Here is a 17,211-nt window from a genome sequence, read left to right as displayed (position 1 = left end):
TCCCCTCATCAGACTTATCCTGACTGGATGTTCTCTGTTCTCATGTCTGGAGAATCAAACCAAACTGTCTGTAGCAGGACGAAACAATCCCGTGGATAGCTTACGGCGCATAATTTTAACAAATTATATACAAATTATCGGAATTGCTAAATTAGCCCATCTTATTTGGAATTCAGAGAGCTTTGCTCTGTCTCTTGACCGGCTTGCCGTTCCGGCCTATGCCTAAAGACGCAAAATTCGTTGGGGTGCCTTCGAAGCGATATCAGGAAAAGTGCTGAGCAGTTTTCCGTCCGGTATTGCGACACAAAAGGCTGAGAGACGCTGATCGCGTTAACCCATTGAACCTGATCCGGGTAATACCTGCGTAGGGAACGGAGTTTGACGCGTCGCGGCCGAGGGAGTTCCCTCATCGGAGTTCAGGCTCCAAACAGGTTCATGACGTCTCATTTTTCCGTTCGGAATGAGAGACGACATGATGGACCAAAAAAACAGTTTCTCCCGAACAACAGCAAACGGCAGTGCGGCATTCGTGCCCATATGCGTAACTATTGCCGGCTCTGACAGCGGCGGCGGCGCGGGCATTCAGGCCGACCTGAAAGCCTTTTCGGCCCTTAATGTTTATGGCGCAAGCATTATCACGGCAATCACCGCGCAGAATACACGTGCTGTGACGGCGGTGCATGATGTGCCACCGGAAATTGTCGCCGGACAAATCGATGCGGTTTTCAGCGATCTCAATGTCGCTGCGGTCAAGATTGGCATGGTCTCGGTTCCTAAGACAATTCAGGCAATCGCGCGAAGCCTCGAGCATTTTTCCGGCCCTATCGTTCTTGATCCGGTGATGATCGCCAAATCGGGTGATCGCTTGTTGAGTGAAGATGCTATTTCAATCCTGCGCGAAAAGCTGATCCCGCTTGCAGCCATTTTAACCCCCAACAGACCGGAAGCTGCCTGCCTTCTCGACACGCCTGTGGCGACCAATGAAGACGATGTAGAGGAACAGGGCCGTGCTTTGCTAAAGCTCGGCGCTAAAACCGTCTTGATGAAAGGGGGACATGCTGAAGGCGCAATCTGTACGGACCTTTTGATCCGCAGTGACCAGCCAACGATGCGGCTTGAAGCACCCCGCATTTACACCGCAAACACGCATGGAACGGGTTGTACGCTATCTTCCGCAATTACAGCCGGACTTGGTAAGTATCTCCCTCTTGAGCAAGCACTCCGCGAGGCCCACGCCTATCTGCAAGGCGCGATCCAGAACGCAGACAAGCTTAAAGTCGGCAGCGGGCATGGTCCTGTGCATCACTTCCATAATTTGTGGGAGACAGTCTGATGCGTGTGACCATCATTGGCGCAGGCGTTGCTGGCCTTGCCTGCGCTGCAGAGTTTAGCGATCAGGGACATGCCGTCACCGTGATTGCGAAAAGCGCCGCAATCGGTTCCGACAGTTGCTCGTGGTTTGCAGGCGGAATGCTCGCCCCATGGTGCGAGGGCGAGAGTGCGGAAGAACCCGTCGTCAGGTTGGGACAAGAGGCGATTGGCTGGTGGGAGCGGCATGTTTCGACGGTCCACCGCAAGGGCACCCTCGTCATCTCCCACACCCGCGATGCGACTGAATTGCGCCGCTTTGCCCGTCGCACGGAAGCATTCGACACAATCGATTCCGAACAGATTGGTGCGCTGGAACCAGACCTCGCAGGCCGTTTCCGGCAGGGGCTTTTCTTTGCCGAAGAAGGCCACCTCAACCCACGCAATACACTGATCGAGCTTGCCGAAAACCTGCAAAAGAAAGGCGTCGTCTTTCATCTCGGTCAAGATGCGAAAGACGTCAAAATCGATACCGATATCACCGTCGATGCGCGCGGTCTGGCAGCACGCGATCAATTGCAGGATCTGCGCGGCGTGAAGGGCGAAATGCTGGTGGTTCGCTCCCGCGACATCAGTCTTTCACGCCCAGTGCGACTGCTGCATCCGCGCATTCCGCTCTACATCGTGCCACGCGGCGATGGCATCCACATGATCGGCGCAACCATGATCGAAAGCGATGAGAGGGGCGGTATCAGCGTTCGCTCAACGCTGGAAATGTTAAGCGCCGCCTATGCGCTGCATCCAGCATTTGGCGAGGCGGAAATTCTGGAAACGGGCGTCGATGCCCGCCCCGCCTTCCCCGACAATCTGCCGCGTGTGCGCAAGCGTGGCCAAACAATCTATGTCAACGGGCTTTACCGGCACGGATTTCTGCTCTCGCCTGCGGTTGCACGCATGGCGGTTGCGGCAGCAACCGAGGCCGAACAACAGCCTGAACTTCTGGAGAACCTGGCATGACCATCGTTTTAAATGGCGCGGTCTTTGAGACCAAAAGCGCCAATCTTTTGGCCCTGCTTGCAGAAATCGAACTGGATGAGGCCGTGGTGGCGACCGCGCTCAATGGCGAATTCATTGCGGGTGACGAACGTGAAGAAACCTTGATCGGTGAAGGCGACCGCATTGAAGTGCTCGCGCCCATGCAGGGAGGCTAAGATGCTGGAATTTTACGGGAAAACATTTGAAAGCCGCCTGCTATTGGGAACGGCACAATATCCATCGCCTTCAATTCTCGCAGACAGCGTCCGCTCTTCAAAGACGGAAATCGTAACAGTTTCACTGCGGCGCGAGAGCGGAAACCAGCGTGCCGGTCAAGATTTCTGGACGCTCATCAAAGATTTGGGTGTTTCGGTTCTGCCCAATACTGCCGGGTGCCATACCGCACGTGAAGCTGTGACCACGGCAAAAATGGCGCGTGACGTTTTCGGCACCAGCTGGATCAAGCTTGAAGTCATCGGCGATCACGACACATTGCAGCCCGATCCTTTCGGGCTGGTCGAAGCAGCCCATATTCTCTGCGATGAAGGTTTTGACGTCTTTCCCTATACGAATGACGATCTGGTGGTGGCTGAAAAACTTATCGAAGCAGGCTGCAAGGTGTTGATGCCATGGGGCGCGCCGATTGGTTCAGGTCGGGGCCTCAACAATCCTTATGCGCTTAAAACCATGCGTGCGCATTTCCCCGATACTCCACTGGTCGTGGATGCCGGTATTGGCGTGCCATCGCACGCTGCAACCGCCATGGAACTTGGCTTTGATGCCGTGCTGATCAACACCGCCGTTGCCAAAGCAGGTGATCCTTGCGCAATCGCCCACGCTTTTGCGCTCGCTGTTGAAGCTGGTCGCATCGCTTATGAAGCGGACCCGATTGAAGCCCGCGACATGGCAGCCCCCTCCACTCCCCTCATCGGAAAGGCGTTTTTGTAATGGCCCTTGATCCGTTCTACCCGATCTTTGACAGCGCAAGCTGGTGTGAGCGCTTGGTACCGCTTGGCATCAAACTCGTGCAGCTACGCATCAAGGATAAGGACGACACGCAACTGCGCGCAGAAATTCGTGCAGCTCGCGAAATCTGCGCCCGATATGATTGCCAACTCATCATCAATGACTACTGGAAGCTGGCGATTGAGGAAGGCTGCGACTTCATTCATCTCGGTCAGGAAGACCTTGATGATGCTGATCTTGATGCGATCCGCGCGAGCGGCGTGAAGCTTGGCGTATCCAGCCATGATAGAGCTGAACTTGATCGTGCCATGGCGCTTAAGCCTGCCTATATCGCGCTCGGTCCTGTCTATCCGACCATTCTCAAGAAGATGCAATGGCATGAACAGGGACTGGACCGTGTAAGCCAATGGAAAGCCGCCATTGGCGATATTCCGCTCGTTGGCATTGGCGGTATGAATGTGGAGCGTGCCTCCGGCGTCTTTGAAGTCGGAGCCGATATCGTTTCAGTCGTCACCGACATCACTCTCAACCCCGATCCCGAAGCCCGCGTGCGGCAATGGATCGACATTACGCGTGCCTATGTAATTTAGTTTCTGGAGGAAACAGTGAAAAAACTGATTTTTGCTGCGCTTTTCAGCGCCACGGCTTCGTTTACCCTGATGTCAGCTCAGGCAGCATACGCAAACGATAAATTTAAACTCATACTGGACTGGTATGTGAACCCTGATCATGGTCCGATCATCGTCGCCGACAAACTCGGCTACTTCAAGGATGCGGGTCTCGATGTCGAAATCGTGGCGCCTGCGGATGCATCCGTGCCACCCAAAATGGTTGCCGCCGGACAGGCTGATCTCGCAATTTCCTATCAGCAGCAGGTGCATCTCGATGTACATGCCGATATTCCGCTGATCCGCGTCGGCACTTTGGTCGATTCCCCACTCAATTGCCTGATGGTCCGCGATGATGGTTCGGTCAATTCAATTGCCGATCTCAAGGGCAAGAAGATTGGCTTCTCGGTTGCAGGCGTTGAAGAAACGGTGCTTGGCACCATTCTTAAACGCCACGATATTCAGCTTTCCGATGTCGAACTCATCAACGTAAACTTCTCTCTGGCACCATCGCTGATGTCAAAGCAGGTCGATGCGGTGATGGGCGCCTATCGCAATGTTGAACTCAACCAGATGGCGGTTGAAGGGGTTGCGGGCAAATGCTTCTTCGTCGAGGAAGAAGGCGTGCCGGTCTATGACGAGCTGGTTTATGTCGCCAATTCCAACAAGCTTGATGCGAGCGAAAAAGAGCGGATTTCGCGCTTTCTCGCCGCCACAGAAAAGGCCGCGCAATATATCGTCAATCATCCAGAGCAAAGCTACGACCTGTTTGCATCCTATAGTTCCGAACTCAAAGACGAGCTGAACCAGCGCGCATGGAAAGACACCGTCGCCCGTTTCTCGCGCTCGCCTGCAAGTCTCGATTACGGACGCTGGAGCCGCTACGAAACCTATCTCAAGGAAAACGGCCTCGTGCCCTCCATCCTGCCTGTCGAGAAATTCGCCATAGACGTCAACGCGGAAGGGAGCAAGTCATGAGCCAGCCACAGCCGCATTATTCGTCAGAACTGTTCACCCGTCTGCGTGCTGCAACACTTGATGACTGGAAGCCCTATATCGATCATGAGTTTGTGCGTGGACTTGGCGACGGAACTCTGCCGAAATCGGCATTCCTGCACTATCTCAGGCAGGATTATGTCTATCTGCATCACTATGCCCGCGCCTTTGCGCTTGGTGTCGTGAAGGCAGGCAGTCTTCAGGAAACGCGGCTCTGCGCTGAAATCATGCATGGGCTGGCAGTGACGGAATTGCCGCTGCATGTCGGCATCTGCGCTCGCGAAGGCATAACCGAAGACGATCTTTACAACACAAAAGAAGAGCCGGAAAACCTAGCCTATACGCGTTATGTGCTCGATTGCGGGCAGGCAGGCGACTTCCTCGATCTGCTGACCGCCCTTGTTCCCTGCGCGCATGGCTATGGCGAGATCGGGATCAACCTCGCAACCACTGCCCATACCGGTACACCCTATCAGGAGTGGATCGACACCTATGCAGGCGCTGACTATCAGGAGATGTGCCACACAGTTGGCAAACTCTTCGATCAGGCTGCCAGAGATCGCATTGGCACAGATTTCGAGAGCAGCCCGCGCTGGCCAAAACTCTGTCAGATTTTTGCAACCGCAAGCAGGCTTGAAGCCGATTTCTGGAGTATGGGCCTTAAAGGAGCATGACGGGCGTGATCCCGCACTCGCGCAAAAAACGCATCGCCGACGGTTTTCTGTCGGCGTTTGCAATGCTGGTACTATGGCAGGCTGTGGTGAGCATCTGGCAGATGCCGCGCTTCATCCTGCCCGGTCCGCTCGATGTCGTTCAATCGCTTATCACCAATGCGCAGCTGATTGCTGACAATGCCGTTGTGACATTTGGCGAAGTGCTGGGCGGGCTATTTCTCGGCTCTGCCATTGGCGTACTGACTGCCATCTGCCTGATGATGTCGCCGCTTGCACAACGGCTGGTCATGCCAGTGATGGTGTTCAGTCAGGCGATCCCGATATTTGCGCTTGCGCCCATCTTAACGCTCTGGCTCGGCTACGGCCCTACATCCAAAATCGCTGTCACCATTCTGATGATCTTCTTTCCGGTCGTCTCGACCTTTCTGGATGGAATGCAGCGTACCGATCAAACTCTCATCAACGCGGCGGAAAATCTCGGTGCCAAGCGCATGCAAATTCTGTTTCGCATTCGCATCCCGGCAGCGTTCCCGTCGCTCGCTTCGGGGTTAAGTCTTGCAGCCGTCTACGCACCCATCGGTGCCGTGGTGGGCGAATGGGTCGGCGCATCCAAAGGGCTTGGCTATCTGATGCTGCTCGCCAATGGGCGCGCCAAGGTCGATCTCATGTTCGCAAGCCTGTTTGTGCTGGCGGCCTTCACCATGCTATTGCATGCAACGATCTCACATTTTGCGCGCAAGCTCGCCGCGTGGCCTCGAAAGCTTTAAAGCGTAAAGCGCTTTATTTTTTTGCTTTACGCATGTCTTAACCCCAAAACCGGTTCCCACTTTTGGGAGACATGCGTGGCCTGACATTTTTGCCACACTCAATGGATTGAAATTAAACTTCCGTATTTTGCCACTTGGCAAATAGATTTGCTCATTTATTGTGCAGCCATCTGAAACACTGGCAAGAGGTATGAGATGCGTGCTTATCCATTTCCGTCGGTGCCCGGTGTTAATGCGGGCGCTTCCAAGCTTTAAGTCTTTGGCCCGTGTTGCAGGCTAAGGCCTGACCGCCCTCCCTAAAAGGGCACATTCCTAACAACTTCCAAATTTGCCGCAGCTATTTTCAGCTGTTTGTTTTGTCTTCGTTTTCACGCATCGTCCGGCGCATAACCGCATCGCACATTTGCTGAAAATGATTTTAAAGGAACCAGAATCCGTCTTCGCGCGGCCTGGTATTATTCATATGACTCGGTTTCGTATCGATTTCCGGGGACCTGCCTTCCGCAATGTCCTCGGCTACACATTTGGCCACTGGCGAAGTCAGCCTCTGCGGCTGACGCTGATTATCATCAGTATGCTACTTGCAACGGCCGCAGATGTTCTCACACCGCTTTATTCCGGGCGGCTCGTTGACGCCCTTTCTCTTGGCAAAGACAGCGCATGGGATGGTGCGGTTCATGCGCTGATTATCCTGCTTGCACTGGGTGCACTGGCGCTGATCACACGTCAGCTGACCTTCTATGTCATCACCGACTTCACGCTGAAGATCATGAGCGACATGGCAGCCAGCTCATTTCGCAAGTTACAGCGATTTTCGACCGACTGGCACGCCAATGCTTTTGCCGGATCAACCGTGCGCAAAGTCTCGCGCGGCATGTGGGCGCTCGATCTGCTCAATGACACGCTGCTCATTGCCTTGCTGCCATCAATCCTGATGCTGCTTGGCTCAGTGGCGCTGCTCTCATGGTACTGGCCAATGATGGGCTTGCTCGTTGCAATTGGCTCGGTGCTTTTCATCGTCTGCACGATCGTGATTTCACTGGGCTTTGTTGCGCCTGCAGCAACGCTCGCCAATAGCTGGGACACACGTATGGGCGGCGCTTTGGCCGATGCCATTTCGTGCAATGCCGTTGTTAAGGCATTCGGTGCGGAAGGTCGTGAAGATGGACGTCTCGCAAAGGTCGTCACCAAGTGGCGCGGTCGTACACGCCGCACATGGCTGATCGGCACGCTGAACGGCTTCATTCAGGGGGTAAACCTGCTGGTGATGCGTGGCGTGGTCATTGCCTTTGCGCTCTATCTGTGGAGCCAGGGCAAGGCAACGGCCGGTGATATCACCTTCGTTCTGACGGCCTTCTTCATGTTGCAGGGCTACCTGCGTGATGTGGGTATGCATATCCGCAACCTGCAGCGTTCGGTTAACGATATGGAAGAACTGGTTCAGATTGAAGCCGAGCCTTATGGCATTGCCGACAGGCCAGGTGCTGGTGCAATCAAGATTGGAAATGGTGAGATCACATTCGACAACGTCACCTTCCATTACGGCAGTCACGACACAGCTCTTTATCGCGACTTCTCGGTCAGGATCGAAGCTGGTGAACGGGTTGGTCTGGTCGGTCATTCGGGTTCGGGCAAGACGACATTCGTCAAGCTCATCCAGCGTCTTTATGATGTCAGTGGCGGCGCCATCAAGATTGACGGACAGAACATTGCCGAAGTCACGCAAGGGTCACTGCGTTCGCAGATTGCTATCGTGCAGCAGGAACCGATCCTGTTTCACCGCACACTGGCTGAGAACATTGCTTATGCTCGCCCCGGCGCAACTCAGGCCGAGATCGAGCATGCAGCGATGCTTGCCAGTGCGCATGACTTCATCATGCGTCTGCCAAAGGGCTATGCGACACTCGTTGGCGAACGCGGCGTGAAGCTTTCGGGCGGTGAACGTCAGCGTGTAGCGATTGCCCGTGCATTTCTGGCAGATGCACCAATCCTTATTCTGGACGAGGCGACGTCGAGCCTTGATTCAGAATCGGAAGTGCTGATCCAGCAGGCCATGGAACGGCTGATGATCGGTCGTACAACACTCGTCATTGCACACCGGCTTTCGACGGTTCGTGCGCTTGACCGGTTGCTGGTCTTCGACAAGGGCAAGATTTTGGAAGAAGGCGATCATGATGCGCTTATCCGTAAGCCGGGCGGCATCTATCGCCGCATGTTCGAACGGCAGGCGCTGGAACTGACCAAGGGACTGGAAGACGTTCTTCCTTCATAGTAAGAAATGAAGCGGGGCCGGGATTACCGGCCCTTTTTTATTCCGCCACCTTGCCGGAAGACTGGCGGATAATCAGCTTATATTCGACATGGCGCGACGGTGATGCATCGCCGCTTTCGATCTGCTGCAGAAGCATTTCTACGGCATCGCGGGTCATCTCGCGTATGGGCTGACGAACGGTCGTAATCTGCGGCGACACCATGCTGGCGATAGCGCTGTCATCGAAGCCGACAATGGTCAGATCGCCAGGTACGTCCAGCTTATAATCATAGGCGATCTGCAAAACGGCAGCCGCCATATCATCATTGGAAGCGAAAATGGCCGTTGGCCTCTTTTGCAGTTCCATCAGTTTCCTACCTGCTGTCAGCCCGCTGGCGAAACTGAACCCACCCCCAACCTCATAATCGGGATTGTGCTCAATGCCCGCCTCATCAAGCATTCGCCGATACCCCGCGAGCCGCAATTGCGCGGAACGATGGGTCAGATCGCCAATGACAATGGCAATCCTCGTATGACCCTGCTTGAGAAGGTAATCCATCAAGTCGATAGTGGCGGCTTCGTCATCAATTGCCACACTGTCAGTCGGATGCACGTTAAAATCGCCCGCCACCCGCGCAAATGGCATGGCGGAAGCAATCAATTCCTGCAAAATCTCCGGATCATCAGACATGGGCGGCGTGACGATTATGCCATCAAGCCCGGAAGCATGAGCGGTTTCAATCAAGGATCCACGAATATCGGCGCGATTTTCGACCGGAAAGATCAAAAGCCGATAGCGGGTACCGCGCAGGCGATCAAGCGCACCGTTCTGCAATTCCGTGACATAGCTGTGGCTCGGATTTTCAAAGAAAAGTCCAATGAGATGCGAGCGTCTTTCAACCAGATTGCGCGCTGCCGCATTCGGGCGATAGCGCAACTCGGCCCCCGCTTCTCTCACACGCTCGCGGATCGTGTCGCGGACATTGGGTTCGTCATTATAAACCCGTGATACTGTCTTGATAGACACGCCAGCAAGACGCGCCACATCATGGATTGTCGCTCTTTTATTGGATGCGGCCATGGCCGTTATGTACTCTCTCCCCGGTATTTCCGACAATTTAACTAGCTGCTTTGCCTGTCAACGCAAAGCGTTAAAGCGCGACGCGCTTTAACTATTGCTTTTACGCATGTCGTTATCCCCAAAGCCGGTGTCCACTTTTGGGGGGCATGCTTCAAATCGAGCATATCTTGGAGCGGGTGAGAAAGCGTTTTTCACGGCCATTATCGAGCGAGAACATACCACCCCGCCCCGGCACGACATCGATGATGAGTTCGGTATGCTTCCAGGCTTCGTATTGCGAACCGCTGATGTAAAATGGCGCACCGCCAATCTCACCAAGTTTTACGTCAGCGTCAGACAGCAGCAAATCGCCCTGCGGGTAACACATCGGCGAAGAGCCATCACAGCAACCACCGGACTGATGAAACATGATCGGCCCATATTCGGCCTGCAATTCCTTTATGAGCTCAAGCGCTGCATCAGTCGCAGTAACCTGCTGCTCTTGTGCGAGCTGGGTCATGGTTTCCTCCTCCCATAAAGAAAGCCGCCGCATCACTACGGCGGCTCTATTTGAACTATGAACCGATTACTGCGTGAGGTCCATCACGACACGGCCTTCAATCTGACCGGCGCGCATTTCATCAAAAATTGCATTGATGTTGTCGATCTTGTCTGTGCGGATGGTCGCCTTAACCTTGCCGTCGGCGGCAAAATCGATGGATTCCTGCAAATCGAGACGGGTACCGACGATGGAACCGCGCACGGTGACGCCGTTCAACACCATATTGAAAATCGACAGAGGGAATTCACCCGCTGGTAGGCCATTGAGCGCAATCGTGCCACCGCGCGCAGCCATGCCGATTGCCTGTTCAAAGGCCTTTGGCGAAACGGCTGTGACAAGTACGCCCTGTGCACCGCCATCAGTTTCTTTTTTAATATAAGCAGCCGGATCATTATGCGTCTTGGCATTGACCGTAACAGTCGCACCAAGCCTACGGGCAAGGTCGAGCTTCTTGTCATCGATATCGACGGCGGCGACATTGAGCCCCATCGCTTTGGCATATTGCACCGCCATATGGCCAAGGCCACCAATGCCGGAAATCACCACCCAGTCACCAGGCTTGGTGTCCGTGACTTTAAGGCCTTTATAGACCGTCACGCCAGCGCAAAGGATAGGTGCAATCTCATTGAACTCGATGTTCTTCGGCAGATGCCCAACGAAATTCGGATCTGCAACCACATAATCAGCAAAGCCGCCATTGACAGAATAGCCAGTATTCAGTTGTTCTTCACAGAGTGTTTCCCAGCCGCCAAGGCAATGCACGCAATGACCGCAAGCCGTGTAGAGCCATGGAATGCCGACGCGATCACCTTCCTTGACGTGTTTTACCCCTTTACCCACTGCAGACACAAAGCCAACGCCTTCATGTCCGGGGATAAATGGAGGATTGGGCTTCACAGGCCAATCGCCTTCCGCGGCATGAAGATCAGTGTGACAGACGCCGGATGCCTGAATGGCTATCTGAATCTGACCGTCTCCCGGCTGCGGAATTGGAACTTCGTCAATTGTCAGTGGTTTGCCGAATTCGCGGACTACAGCCGCTTTCATTGTCTTTGCCATTGGAAGTTCCTTCTGTTTTTGGGCGGGCGGGCAGGAATACAAACCCTGCCGACCCGCCCCTTTCCTGGGAGGAAACAGGGGGGAAACGACCTCAGCATGATGTAGCAAGTGAAGCCGTACTGTACCGATAAACTGTGAGGAGAACGGCGGTCCGAGCTTCGAAAGCCACGAACCGCCTTCGCTGTTTAGAAGAAGCCGAGTTTCTTCGGGCTGTAGCTCACCAGCATGTTCTTGGTCTGCTGGTAGTGATCGAGCATCTTGAGGTGGTTTTCACGACCGATACCCGACTGCTTATAACCACCGAACGCCGCATGGGCCGGATAGGCGTGGTAGCAATTTGTCCAGACGCGGCCTGCCTGAATGGCACGACCAAAGCGATAAGCGCGCGTGCCGTCACGCGTCCATACACCTGCGCCAAGACCGTAAAGTGTGTCATTGGCAATTGCGAGCGCTTCGGCATCGTCCTTAAACGTCGTGACCGAAACAACAGGACCGAAGATTTCCTCCTGGAAAATCCGCATCTTGTTGGTGCCCTTGAAGACAGTTGGCTTGACGTAATAGCCGCCTGCAAGATCACCGGCCAGCTCGTTGCGCCCGCCGCCGGTCAACACTTCTGCGCCTTCCTGTTTGCCGATATCGATATAGCTCAGGATTTTTTCGAGCTGTTCGCTGGATGCCTGCGCACCGATCATGGTTGCCGGGTCAAGAGGATCGCCCTGCACGATAGCTTCCACGCGCTTCAATGCGCGCTCCATGAACTTGTCATAGATCTTTTCATGGATCAGCGCTCGGCTTGGACAGGTGCAGACTTCACCCTGATTGAGCGCAAACATGACAAAGCCTTCAATGGCCTTATCGAAGAAATCGTCATCTTCTGCCGTAACGTCAGAGAAGAAGATGTTTGGCGATTTTCCGCCCAGTTCCAGCGTAACCGGGATGAGGTTCTGGCTGGCATATTGCATGATGAGACGACCAGTCGTCGTTTCACCGGTAAAGGCGATCTTGGCAATGCGCGGGCTCGATGCCAGCGGCTTGCCAGCTTCCAGACCAAAACCATTGACCACGTTGAGCACGCCCGCAGGCAGCAGATCACCAATAAGCTCCATCAGTACAAGAATGGATGCAGGTGTCTGTTCAGCAGGCTTCAGCACAACGCAGTTACCGGCAGCAAGGGCTGGTGCCAGCTTCCATACGGCCATCAGCAGCGGAAAATTCCAAGGGATGATCTGGCCGACCACACCGAGCGGCTCGTGGAAATGATACGCAACCGTATCGTGGTCGATTTCCGAAATACCACCTTCCTGCGCACGGATTGCACCGGCAAAATAACGGAAGTGATCAATAGCGAGTGGCAGATCGGCATTAGTGGTTTCGCGGATCGGCTTGCCATTGTCCCATGTTTCGGCGGCAGCAAGCTTTGGCAGATTTGCTTCCATGCGATCTGCGATCTTGTTGAGGATCACAGCGCGTTCCGCAGGGCTGGTTCTGCCCCATGCATCCTTGGCTGCGTGTGCCGCATCAAGAGCCGCATCGATATCAGCGGCATCGGAACGCGCAACTTCGCACAGAACCTGACCATTGACCGGGGATGTGTTTTCGAAATAGCGGCCAGACTTGGGTTCAACCCATTTGCCACCAATGAAATTGCCATAGCGTTTGGCAAACTCCGGCTTAACGGAGCGGTGAAATTCTACCTTGTTCATGACATTCCTCCCAAAGACAACGCCGCTCCTACGGCGTTTCTTTATTCAAGATGGCGCGGCTCTTGGGAGGAGTCATCCACACGAATGACTATACAATATCAATGTGTCTCAATAATGAGACAGTTTGGAAGGCCTAACGTAAAATCTAGTTCGTCCGAATGATTTTCAGTCGATTGAGCTTGCGGTGAAGTGTGGCGCGGCTGATACCAAGAAGCTTGGCAGCGGAAGAAATATTGCCGTCTGAACGTGCAATAGCCCGCAAGATGACACTCCTTTCCGACTCCGCCATATCCTCTCGCGGATCGGCATGCCAACCCAAAAGGTCGGCAGCCGGGAGTGCCGTCGAAAGCGCTTCATCGGTAAGATCAAGCGAAAGCCTTGCCGCTCTTGTGGCACCAACCACCAGGTCATCCTTATCGACAGCAATCAGCGCGCCGCCGGTGCGATCAGCGCTTGGAGCCAACATGATACGCGCTTGCGGAAAAGCCTGGCGGAAATTTTCGGCCTCTATCCGACGCGCGGCATCAATGACAGCCACAGAAATCAGCTGAACAAAAGCCTCCGTGAGATCACTGCGGCACGATGAAACATCAAGCGCTGCCATAAGCCGACCCCGATGATCATGGATCGGTGCAACCGTACAGGAAAGGCCTATGTTTCGCGTGTGAAAATGTTGGTCACGGTGGATGGTCAGCGCTCGTTGTTCGGCAATACAGGTCCCAATCCCGTTTGTGCCTTCGACAGCTTCACTCCACACGGCACCGGTCCACAGACCCCAATCATAGAATGTATCATCATCGCCTGCAGCACCTCGTCGCTCGACCGGCACACCGTTACTGTCAGCCAGAAGCACACAGCAACCAACGCCGCCAACCGCCATATAAAGGCGATCCATGCTCGCTTGCGCTATGTTGACCACACGCTCCATACGTTGACGTATATTGCGAAACTCGCCGTCAGAGAGCGTTTGAACTGAACCAAGCTCTGCCGGGTCCAGCCCATGCAATTGCGCAGATCGCCGCCACGATGCGACAAGAGCCGAGCGAGCCGCACCACCCGTATCTATAGCGGAATGGATGCGGTCAGCATGAATTCTGTCTTGCGGTGCGCCCATGTTTTCCTCCCAGAAAGGCTGGAAACCGCCTGCTGGAGGGATAATGGCTTTTTATATCGAGGGTTGCAAGTGTGGGATCAAGCCGCCTTCACCGACTTCAAGAAAGATTCCAGCGCAACAACCTCCGAGCTAGTCAAACGAAGGCCAAGCTTTGTGCGCCGCCACAGAATATCCTCTGCCGTATGTGCCCATTCATTTTCAATGAGATAGCGCACTTCTGCCTCATAGAGATCGGCACCAAAATGCTGTCCCAGATCAGCGAGCGAACTGGCCTTTCCGAGCAAGGCGCGTGCCCGTGTTCCATAAAGCCGGAAGAGGCGACGGGCATGGGTGGGTGAAAGGAACGGATAAGCTGCTTTCAGCTTTTCAAGCTCACGATCAAAGGCTACTTCCTGAAAATCACCGCCCGGTAGAGGTGCGGCATGGGTCCAAGGAGCACCTTTTTTGCCCAAGTGATGCTCAATCTTCTCAAGCATATGCTCAGCCAGCCTGCGCGCAGTGGTCAGCTTACCGCCAAAGACGTTAATCAGCGGTGCGGCACCCTGCGGAGCATCTTCTTTTAGCACGTAATCACGTGTTGCTTCCTGTGCCTTGCTCGCACCGTCGTCATAAAGCGGACGCACGCCAGAATAGGTCCAGACAATATCCTCACGACGCACCGGCTCCTTGAAATATTCACTGGCACAAGCGCAGAGATAATCAGCTTCCTTGTCTGTGATCGCGACCTTGGCCGGATCGCCCTGATAGTCCTGATCGGTTGTACCGATCAGCGTGAAATCATCCTCATAGGGAATGGCGAAGATGATACGTCCGTCATTGTTCTGGAAGAAATAGGACCGCGGATCAGAGAATTTTTTGCGCACCACAATATGGCTGCCCTGAACCAGACGCACATTATGTAGTTGGCGATCACCTTCAACACCTTGCAAAACCTGGTCGGCCCATGGGCCTGCTGCATTGACCAGAAGCCGTGCGCGAAACTCTTCGCGCGCACCCGTGTCAATGTTTTCCAGCGTCACCGTCCATGCCTCATGGTCACGGCGAGCGGATATGACCTTGGTGCGCGTGCGGATCATTGCACCACGATCTGCGGCGTCACGCGCAGTCAGGGCAGTGAAACGCGCATCATCCACCCAGCAATCGGAATATTCGAAGGCCTTGGTGAAAAGCGGCTTCAACGGTGCGCTCGAGGGGTCGGTTCGCATATCGAGCGTGCGCGTCACAGGCAGTTTCTTCCGACCACCGAGATGATCGTACAGAAACAGGCCAAGGCGCAAAAGCCAGGCCGGGCGAACCCCACCCTTATGAAAAGGCAGCACAAAGCGCATAGGATGGATGAGATGCGGCGCGTTGGCCCACAGTACTTCCCGCTCCATCAGCGCCTCGCGCACCAGACGGAATTCGTAATGCTCCAGATAGCGCAAACCGCCATGAATGAGCTTGGTGGCCCGCGACGAGGTGCCGCTTGCCAGATCGTTCATTTCGGCGAGACCAACGGAGAAGCCACGCCCCACCGCATCTCTTGCAATGCCGCATCCATTGATGCCGCCACCAATTACGAAAATATCGAATATTTTATTCTGCACCATGGCGAACCCTGAAGACCCTCTCCAACCACCAAAGCGAATATAATTCATTTCATACGAAAGCAAAACGAAAATGAAACGAAACTGCGATTCTTTCTGCCCATTGGAACGACATACCTCCTATAGGGTACTGAAACGTCGCTCTAACGGTTTAAATTCGCTGCATAATTTTGGTTTAATTCGATTTTGGCCCAAAGAATTAAATTGCAGGCTATTCAACCGCTGTTTCAATGAGTTCAACCTCATTTTCCCGACATAAATCACGCAGTTGCTGCGACGGACAGCGGTCGGTGATGAAAGTATGGACCTGCGATATATGCCCCAGACGCACGGGCGCCGTTCGTTCCAGCTTGGTTGAGTCGGTCACAAGAATCACATGACGTGCATTGGCGATGATGGCCTGTGCGACCTTCACTTCGCGGAAATCGAAATCGAGCAGTGCACCATCTTCATCCATCGCCGAGGTACCAATGACCGCATAATCGACCTTAAACTGACGGATAAAATCAACCGCAGCTTCGCCAACAATACCGCCATCAGAGGCGCGCACGACACCGCCAGCAATAACCACCTCTATTTCAGGATAGACACGCAGCGTATTGGCGACATTGATATTGTTGGTGATGACCATCAGGTGATTGTGGTCAATGAGTGCATGGCTGACAGCCTCGGTCGTTGTGCCAATATTGATAAAAAGCGATGCGCCGTCGGGGATCATTTCAGCAGCAGCCCGCCCGATCAACTCCTTCTCATGTGCTGCAATCCGGCGGCGCGCCTCATATTCCATGTTCTCGACGCCGGATGGATAGAGTGCACCACCATGAATGCGCCGCAGCAAACGCGCCTTGCAGAGATCATTAAGATCCTTGCGCACGGTTTGCGGTGTCACATCGAACGCAGCTGCCAGATCGTCGACCAGCACCTGCCCCTGTCGGCGGGCGATATCCAAAATTGCATTATGGCGAGGAGTAAGCTGCATTTTTTGTCCGGCAATAGAATTGTTCTAACGAGAGCATTTCCAGATTAAGTTGAATCATTAGAAATGCTCTATCTTTTTGCTTTTTTTCGCACATCTTGTCAGAAAACCGGTTCCCACTTTTCCGCGACAAGCTTTAAGTTCGTAATTTCGCTGTTTTGCGAAAGAAAGCAACCGCTTGATGACAAATCAGCTGGAAAGTGACGCCATCAGTCCGTAATTTTCACGTTACGTTTGCAAGCCTGTCAATTTACTTGATCCTGCGCCTGCCGACGTAGCGCGTCAGATAATGTCGATAGATATAAACTTTCGTGTAGAAGCGCAACTAACGTCAGAACCAATAATCTGAAAATACTCTTGTGATAAATCTAAAGATTAATAATAATTAAAACATTACACAATTTACGTAATAAATATCATAACATTTATATTCACAGGATTTAAAATTCTTATATTGTTAAACAACATCCTTTCTGACTTGAATCTAGAGGGATTATATACATCTAAACTGGGCATCCTTTACCTATGGAGCAATTGACCCAGAAA

Annotated in this window: 16 protein-coding genes and 1 riboswitch; of the genes, 9 read left to right on the top strand and 7 right to left on the bottom strand. The window is 53.7% G+C overall.

Features of this window, described 5'->3' with window-relative positions:
• Positions 1–231: 231 nt before the first annotated feature.
• A riboswitch (TPP riboswitch) is annotated at positions 232–388 on the top strand.
• An 87-nt stretch (positions 389–475) separates the two neighbouring features.
• The 9 genes from thiD to CEV33_RS15785 all read left to right on the top strand — a co-directional run bounded on the left by thiD (position 476) and on the right by CEV33_RS15785 (position 8,626).
• A complete protein-coding gene (thiD, locus tag CEV33_RS15825; protein WP_094541749.1) occupies positions 476–1,333 on the top strand; it encodes a bifunctional hydroxymethylpyrimidine kinase/phosphomethylpyrimidine kinase in 858 nt (285 codons plus the stop codon).
• The gene (gene thiO / locus CEV33_RS15820; RefSeq protein WP_094541364.1) at positions 1,333–2,325 is read left to right on the top strand and encodes a glycine oxidase ThiO; all 993 of its coding nucleotides are present in this window, start codon (positions 1,333–1,335) and stop codon (positions 2,323–2,325) included. Before thiD ends, thiO begins: the two co-directional genes overlap by 1 nt.
• Positions 2,322–2,519: a sulfur carrier protein ThiS gene (thiS, locus tag CEV33_RS15815; RefSeq protein ID WP_094541363.1), complete on the top strand. Its 198-nt coding sequence runs from the start codon at positions 2,322–2,324 to the stop codon at positions 2,517–2,519. The genes thiO and thiS overlap by 4 nt, the downstream gene beginning before the upstream one ends.
• Position 2,520: 1 nt before the next feature.
• Positions 2,521–3,291 carry a thiazole synthase gene (locus CEV33_RS15810; protein WP_094541362.1) on the top strand — a complete coding sequence of 257 codons (771 nt, stop codon included), beginning with the start codon at positions 2,521–2,523 and terminating at the stop codon, positions 3,289–3,291.
• Entirely contained in the window at positions 3,291–3,899 is a 609-nt protein-coding gene (locus CEV33_RS15805; RefSeq protein ID WP_094541361.1) for a thiamine phosphate synthase, read from the top strand. Before CEV33_RS15810 ends, CEV33_RS15805 begins: the two co-directional genes overlap by 1 nt.
• A gap of 15 nt (positions 3,900–3,914) precedes the next feature.
• The gene (locus tag CEV33_RS15800; RefSeq protein WP_094541360.1) at positions 3,915–4,895 is read left to right on the top strand and encodes an ABC transporter substrate-binding protein; all 981 of its coding nucleotides are present in this window, start codon (positions 3,915–3,917) and stop codon (positions 4,893–4,895) included.
• Positions 4,892–5,587 (top strand): thiaminase II, encoded by a 696-nt coding sequence (gene tenA / locus CEV33_RS15795; protein ID WP_094541359.1) that lies wholly within the window; start codon positions 4,892–4,894, stop codon positions 5,585–5,587. The genes CEV33_RS15800 and tenA overlap by 4 nt, the downstream gene beginning before the upstream one ends.
• Complete coding sequence (locus tag CEV33_RS15790) at positions 5,584–6,354, top strand: ABC transporter permease (RefSeq protein ID WP_094541358.1); 771 nt, start codon at positions 5,584–5,586, stop codon at positions 6,352–6,354. The genes tenA and CEV33_RS15790 overlap by 4 nt, the downstream gene beginning before the upstream one ends.
• A gap of 463 nt (positions 6,355–6,817) precedes the next feature.
• Positions 6,818–8,626, top strand: coding sequence for an ABC transporter ATP-binding protein (locus CEV33_RS15785; RefSeq protein ID WP_024898121.1), 1,809 nt, complete (start codon positions 6,818–6,820; stop codon positions 8,624–8,626).
• Positions 8,627–8,663: 37 nt separating this feature from the next.
• Here CEV33_RS15785 and CEV33_RS15780 read toward each other — a convergent pair whose 3' ends face one another.
• The 7 genes from CEV33_RS15780 to CEV33_RS15750 all read right to left on the bottom strand — a co-directional run bounded on the left by CEV33_RS15780 (position 8,664) and on the right by CEV33_RS15750 (position 16,668).
• On the bottom strand, positions 8,664–9,686 hold the full coding sequence (locus CEV33_RS15780) for a LacI family DNA-binding transcriptional regulator (RefSeq protein WP_094541356.1): 1,023 nt from the start codon (positions 9,684–9,686) through the stop codon (positions 8,664–8,666).
• 151 nt (positions 9,687–9,837) lie between these two features.
• Positions 9,838–10,185 (bottom strand): DUF779 domain-containing protein, encoded by a 348-nt coding sequence (locus CEV33_RS15775; RefSeq protein WP_024898123.1) that lies wholly within the window; start codon positions 10,183–10,185, stop codon positions 9,838–9,840.
• 66 nt (positions 10,186–10,251) lie between these two features.
• Positions 10,252–11,286 carry an alcohol dehydrogenase AdhP gene (gene adhP / locus CEV33_RS15770; RefSeq protein WP_094541355.1) on the bottom strand — a complete coding sequence of 345 codons (1,035 nt, stop codon included), beginning with the start codon at positions 11,284–11,286 and terminating at the stop codon, positions 10,252–10,254.
• 185 nt (positions 11,287–11,471) lie between these two features.
• On the bottom strand, positions 11,472–12,989 hold the full coding sequence (adh, locus tag CEV33_RS15765; RefSeq protein ID WP_094541354.1) for an aldehyde dehydrogenase: 1,518 nt from the start codon (positions 12,987–12,989) through the stop codon (positions 11,472–11,474).
• A 145-nt stretch (positions 12,990–13,134) separates the two neighbouring features.
• Positions 13,135–14,103 carry a GAF domain-containing protein gene (locus CEV33_RS15760; protein ID WP_094541353.1) on the bottom strand — a complete coding sequence of 323 codons (969 nt, stop codon included), beginning with the start codon at positions 14,101–14,103 and terminating at the stop codon, positions 13,135–13,137.
• Positions 14,104–14,180: 77 nt separating this feature from the next.
• The gene (gene glpD, locus CEV33_RS15755) at positions 14,181–15,692 is read right to left on the bottom strand and encodes a glycerol-3-phosphate dehydrogenase (RefSeq protein WP_094541352.1); all 1,512 of its coding nucleotides are present in this window, start codon (positions 15,690–15,692) and stop codon (positions 14,181–14,183) included.
• 208 nt (positions 15,693–15,900) lie between these two features.
• Positions 15,901–16,668: a DeoR/GlpR family DNA-binding transcription regulator gene (locus CEV33_RS15750; RefSeq protein ID WP_094541351.1), complete on the bottom strand. Its 768-nt coding sequence runs from the start codon at positions 16,666–16,668 to the stop codon at positions 15,901–15,903.
• Between the last annotated feature and the right edge of the window lie 543 nt (positions 16,669–17,211).

This window comes from Brucella grignonensis, assembly GCF_002252505.1.
In the GTDB taxonomy this organism is placed as follows: Bacteria; Pseudomonadota; Alphaproteobacteria; order Rhizobiales; family Rhizobiaceae; genus Brucella; species Brucella grignonensis.
The sequence above is the reverse complement of the archived record's forward strand: the minus strand, read 5'-3'. Positions and strand labels throughout refer to the sequence as shown.

Coding starts and splice junctions, on each gene's coding strand:
- CEV33_RS15790 (WP_094541358.1), top strand. CDS start 5,584: ATGACGGGCGTGATCCCGCACTCGCGCAAAAAACGCATCGCCGACGGT.
- glpD (WP_094541352.1), bottom strand. CDS start 15,692: ATGGTGCAGAATAAAATATTCGATATTTTCGTAATTGGTGGCGGCATC.
- adh (WP_094541354.1), bottom strand. CDS start 12,989: ATGAACAAGGTAGAATTTCACCGCTCCGTTAAGCCGGAGTTTGCCAAA.
- CEV33_RS15760 (WP_094541353.1), bottom strand. CDS start 14,103: ATGGGCGCACCGCAAGACAGAATTCATGCTGACCGCATCCATTCCGCT.
- CEV33_RS15775 (WP_024898123.1), bottom strand. CDS start 10,185: ATGACCCAGCTCGCACAAGAGCAGCAGGTTACTGCGACTGATGCAGCG.
- tenA (WP_094541359.1), top strand. CDS start 4,892: ATGAGCCAGCCACAGCCGCATTATTCGTCAGAACTGTTCACCCGTCTG.
- CEV33_RS15780 (WP_094541356.1), bottom strand. CDS start 9,686: ATGGCCGCATCCAATAAAAGAGCGACAATCCATGATGTGGCGCGTCTT.
- CEV33_RS15810 (WP_094541362.1), top strand. CDS start 2,521: ATGCTGGAATTTTACGGGAAAACATTTGAAAGCCGCCTGCTATTGGGA.
- CEV33_RS15750 (WP_094541351.1), bottom strand. CDS start 16,668: ATGCAGCTTACTCCTCGCCATAATGCAATTTTGGATATCGCCCGCCGA.
- thiD (WP_094541749.1), top strand. CDS start 476: ATGGACCAAAAAAACAGTTTCTCCCGAACAACAGCAAACGGCAGTGCG.
- CEV33_RS15785 (WP_024898121.1), top strand. CDS start 6,818: ATGACTCGGTTTCGTATCGATTTCCGGGGACCTGCCTTCCGCAATGTC.
- adhP (WP_094541355.1), bottom strand. CDS start 11,286: ATGGCAAAGACAATGAAAGCGGCTGTAGTCCGCGAATTCGGCAAACCA.
- thiS (WP_094541363.1), top strand. CDS start 2,322: ATGACCATCGTTTTAAATGGCGCGGTCTTTGAGACCAAAAGCGCCAAT.
- thiO (WP_094541364.1), top strand. CDS start 1,333: ATGCGTGTGACCATCATTGGCGCAGGCGTTGCTGGCCTTGCCTGCGCT.
- CEV33_RS15805 (WP_094541361.1), top strand. CDS start 3,291: ATGGCCCTTGATCCGTTCTACCCGATCTTTGACAGCGCAAGCTGGTGT.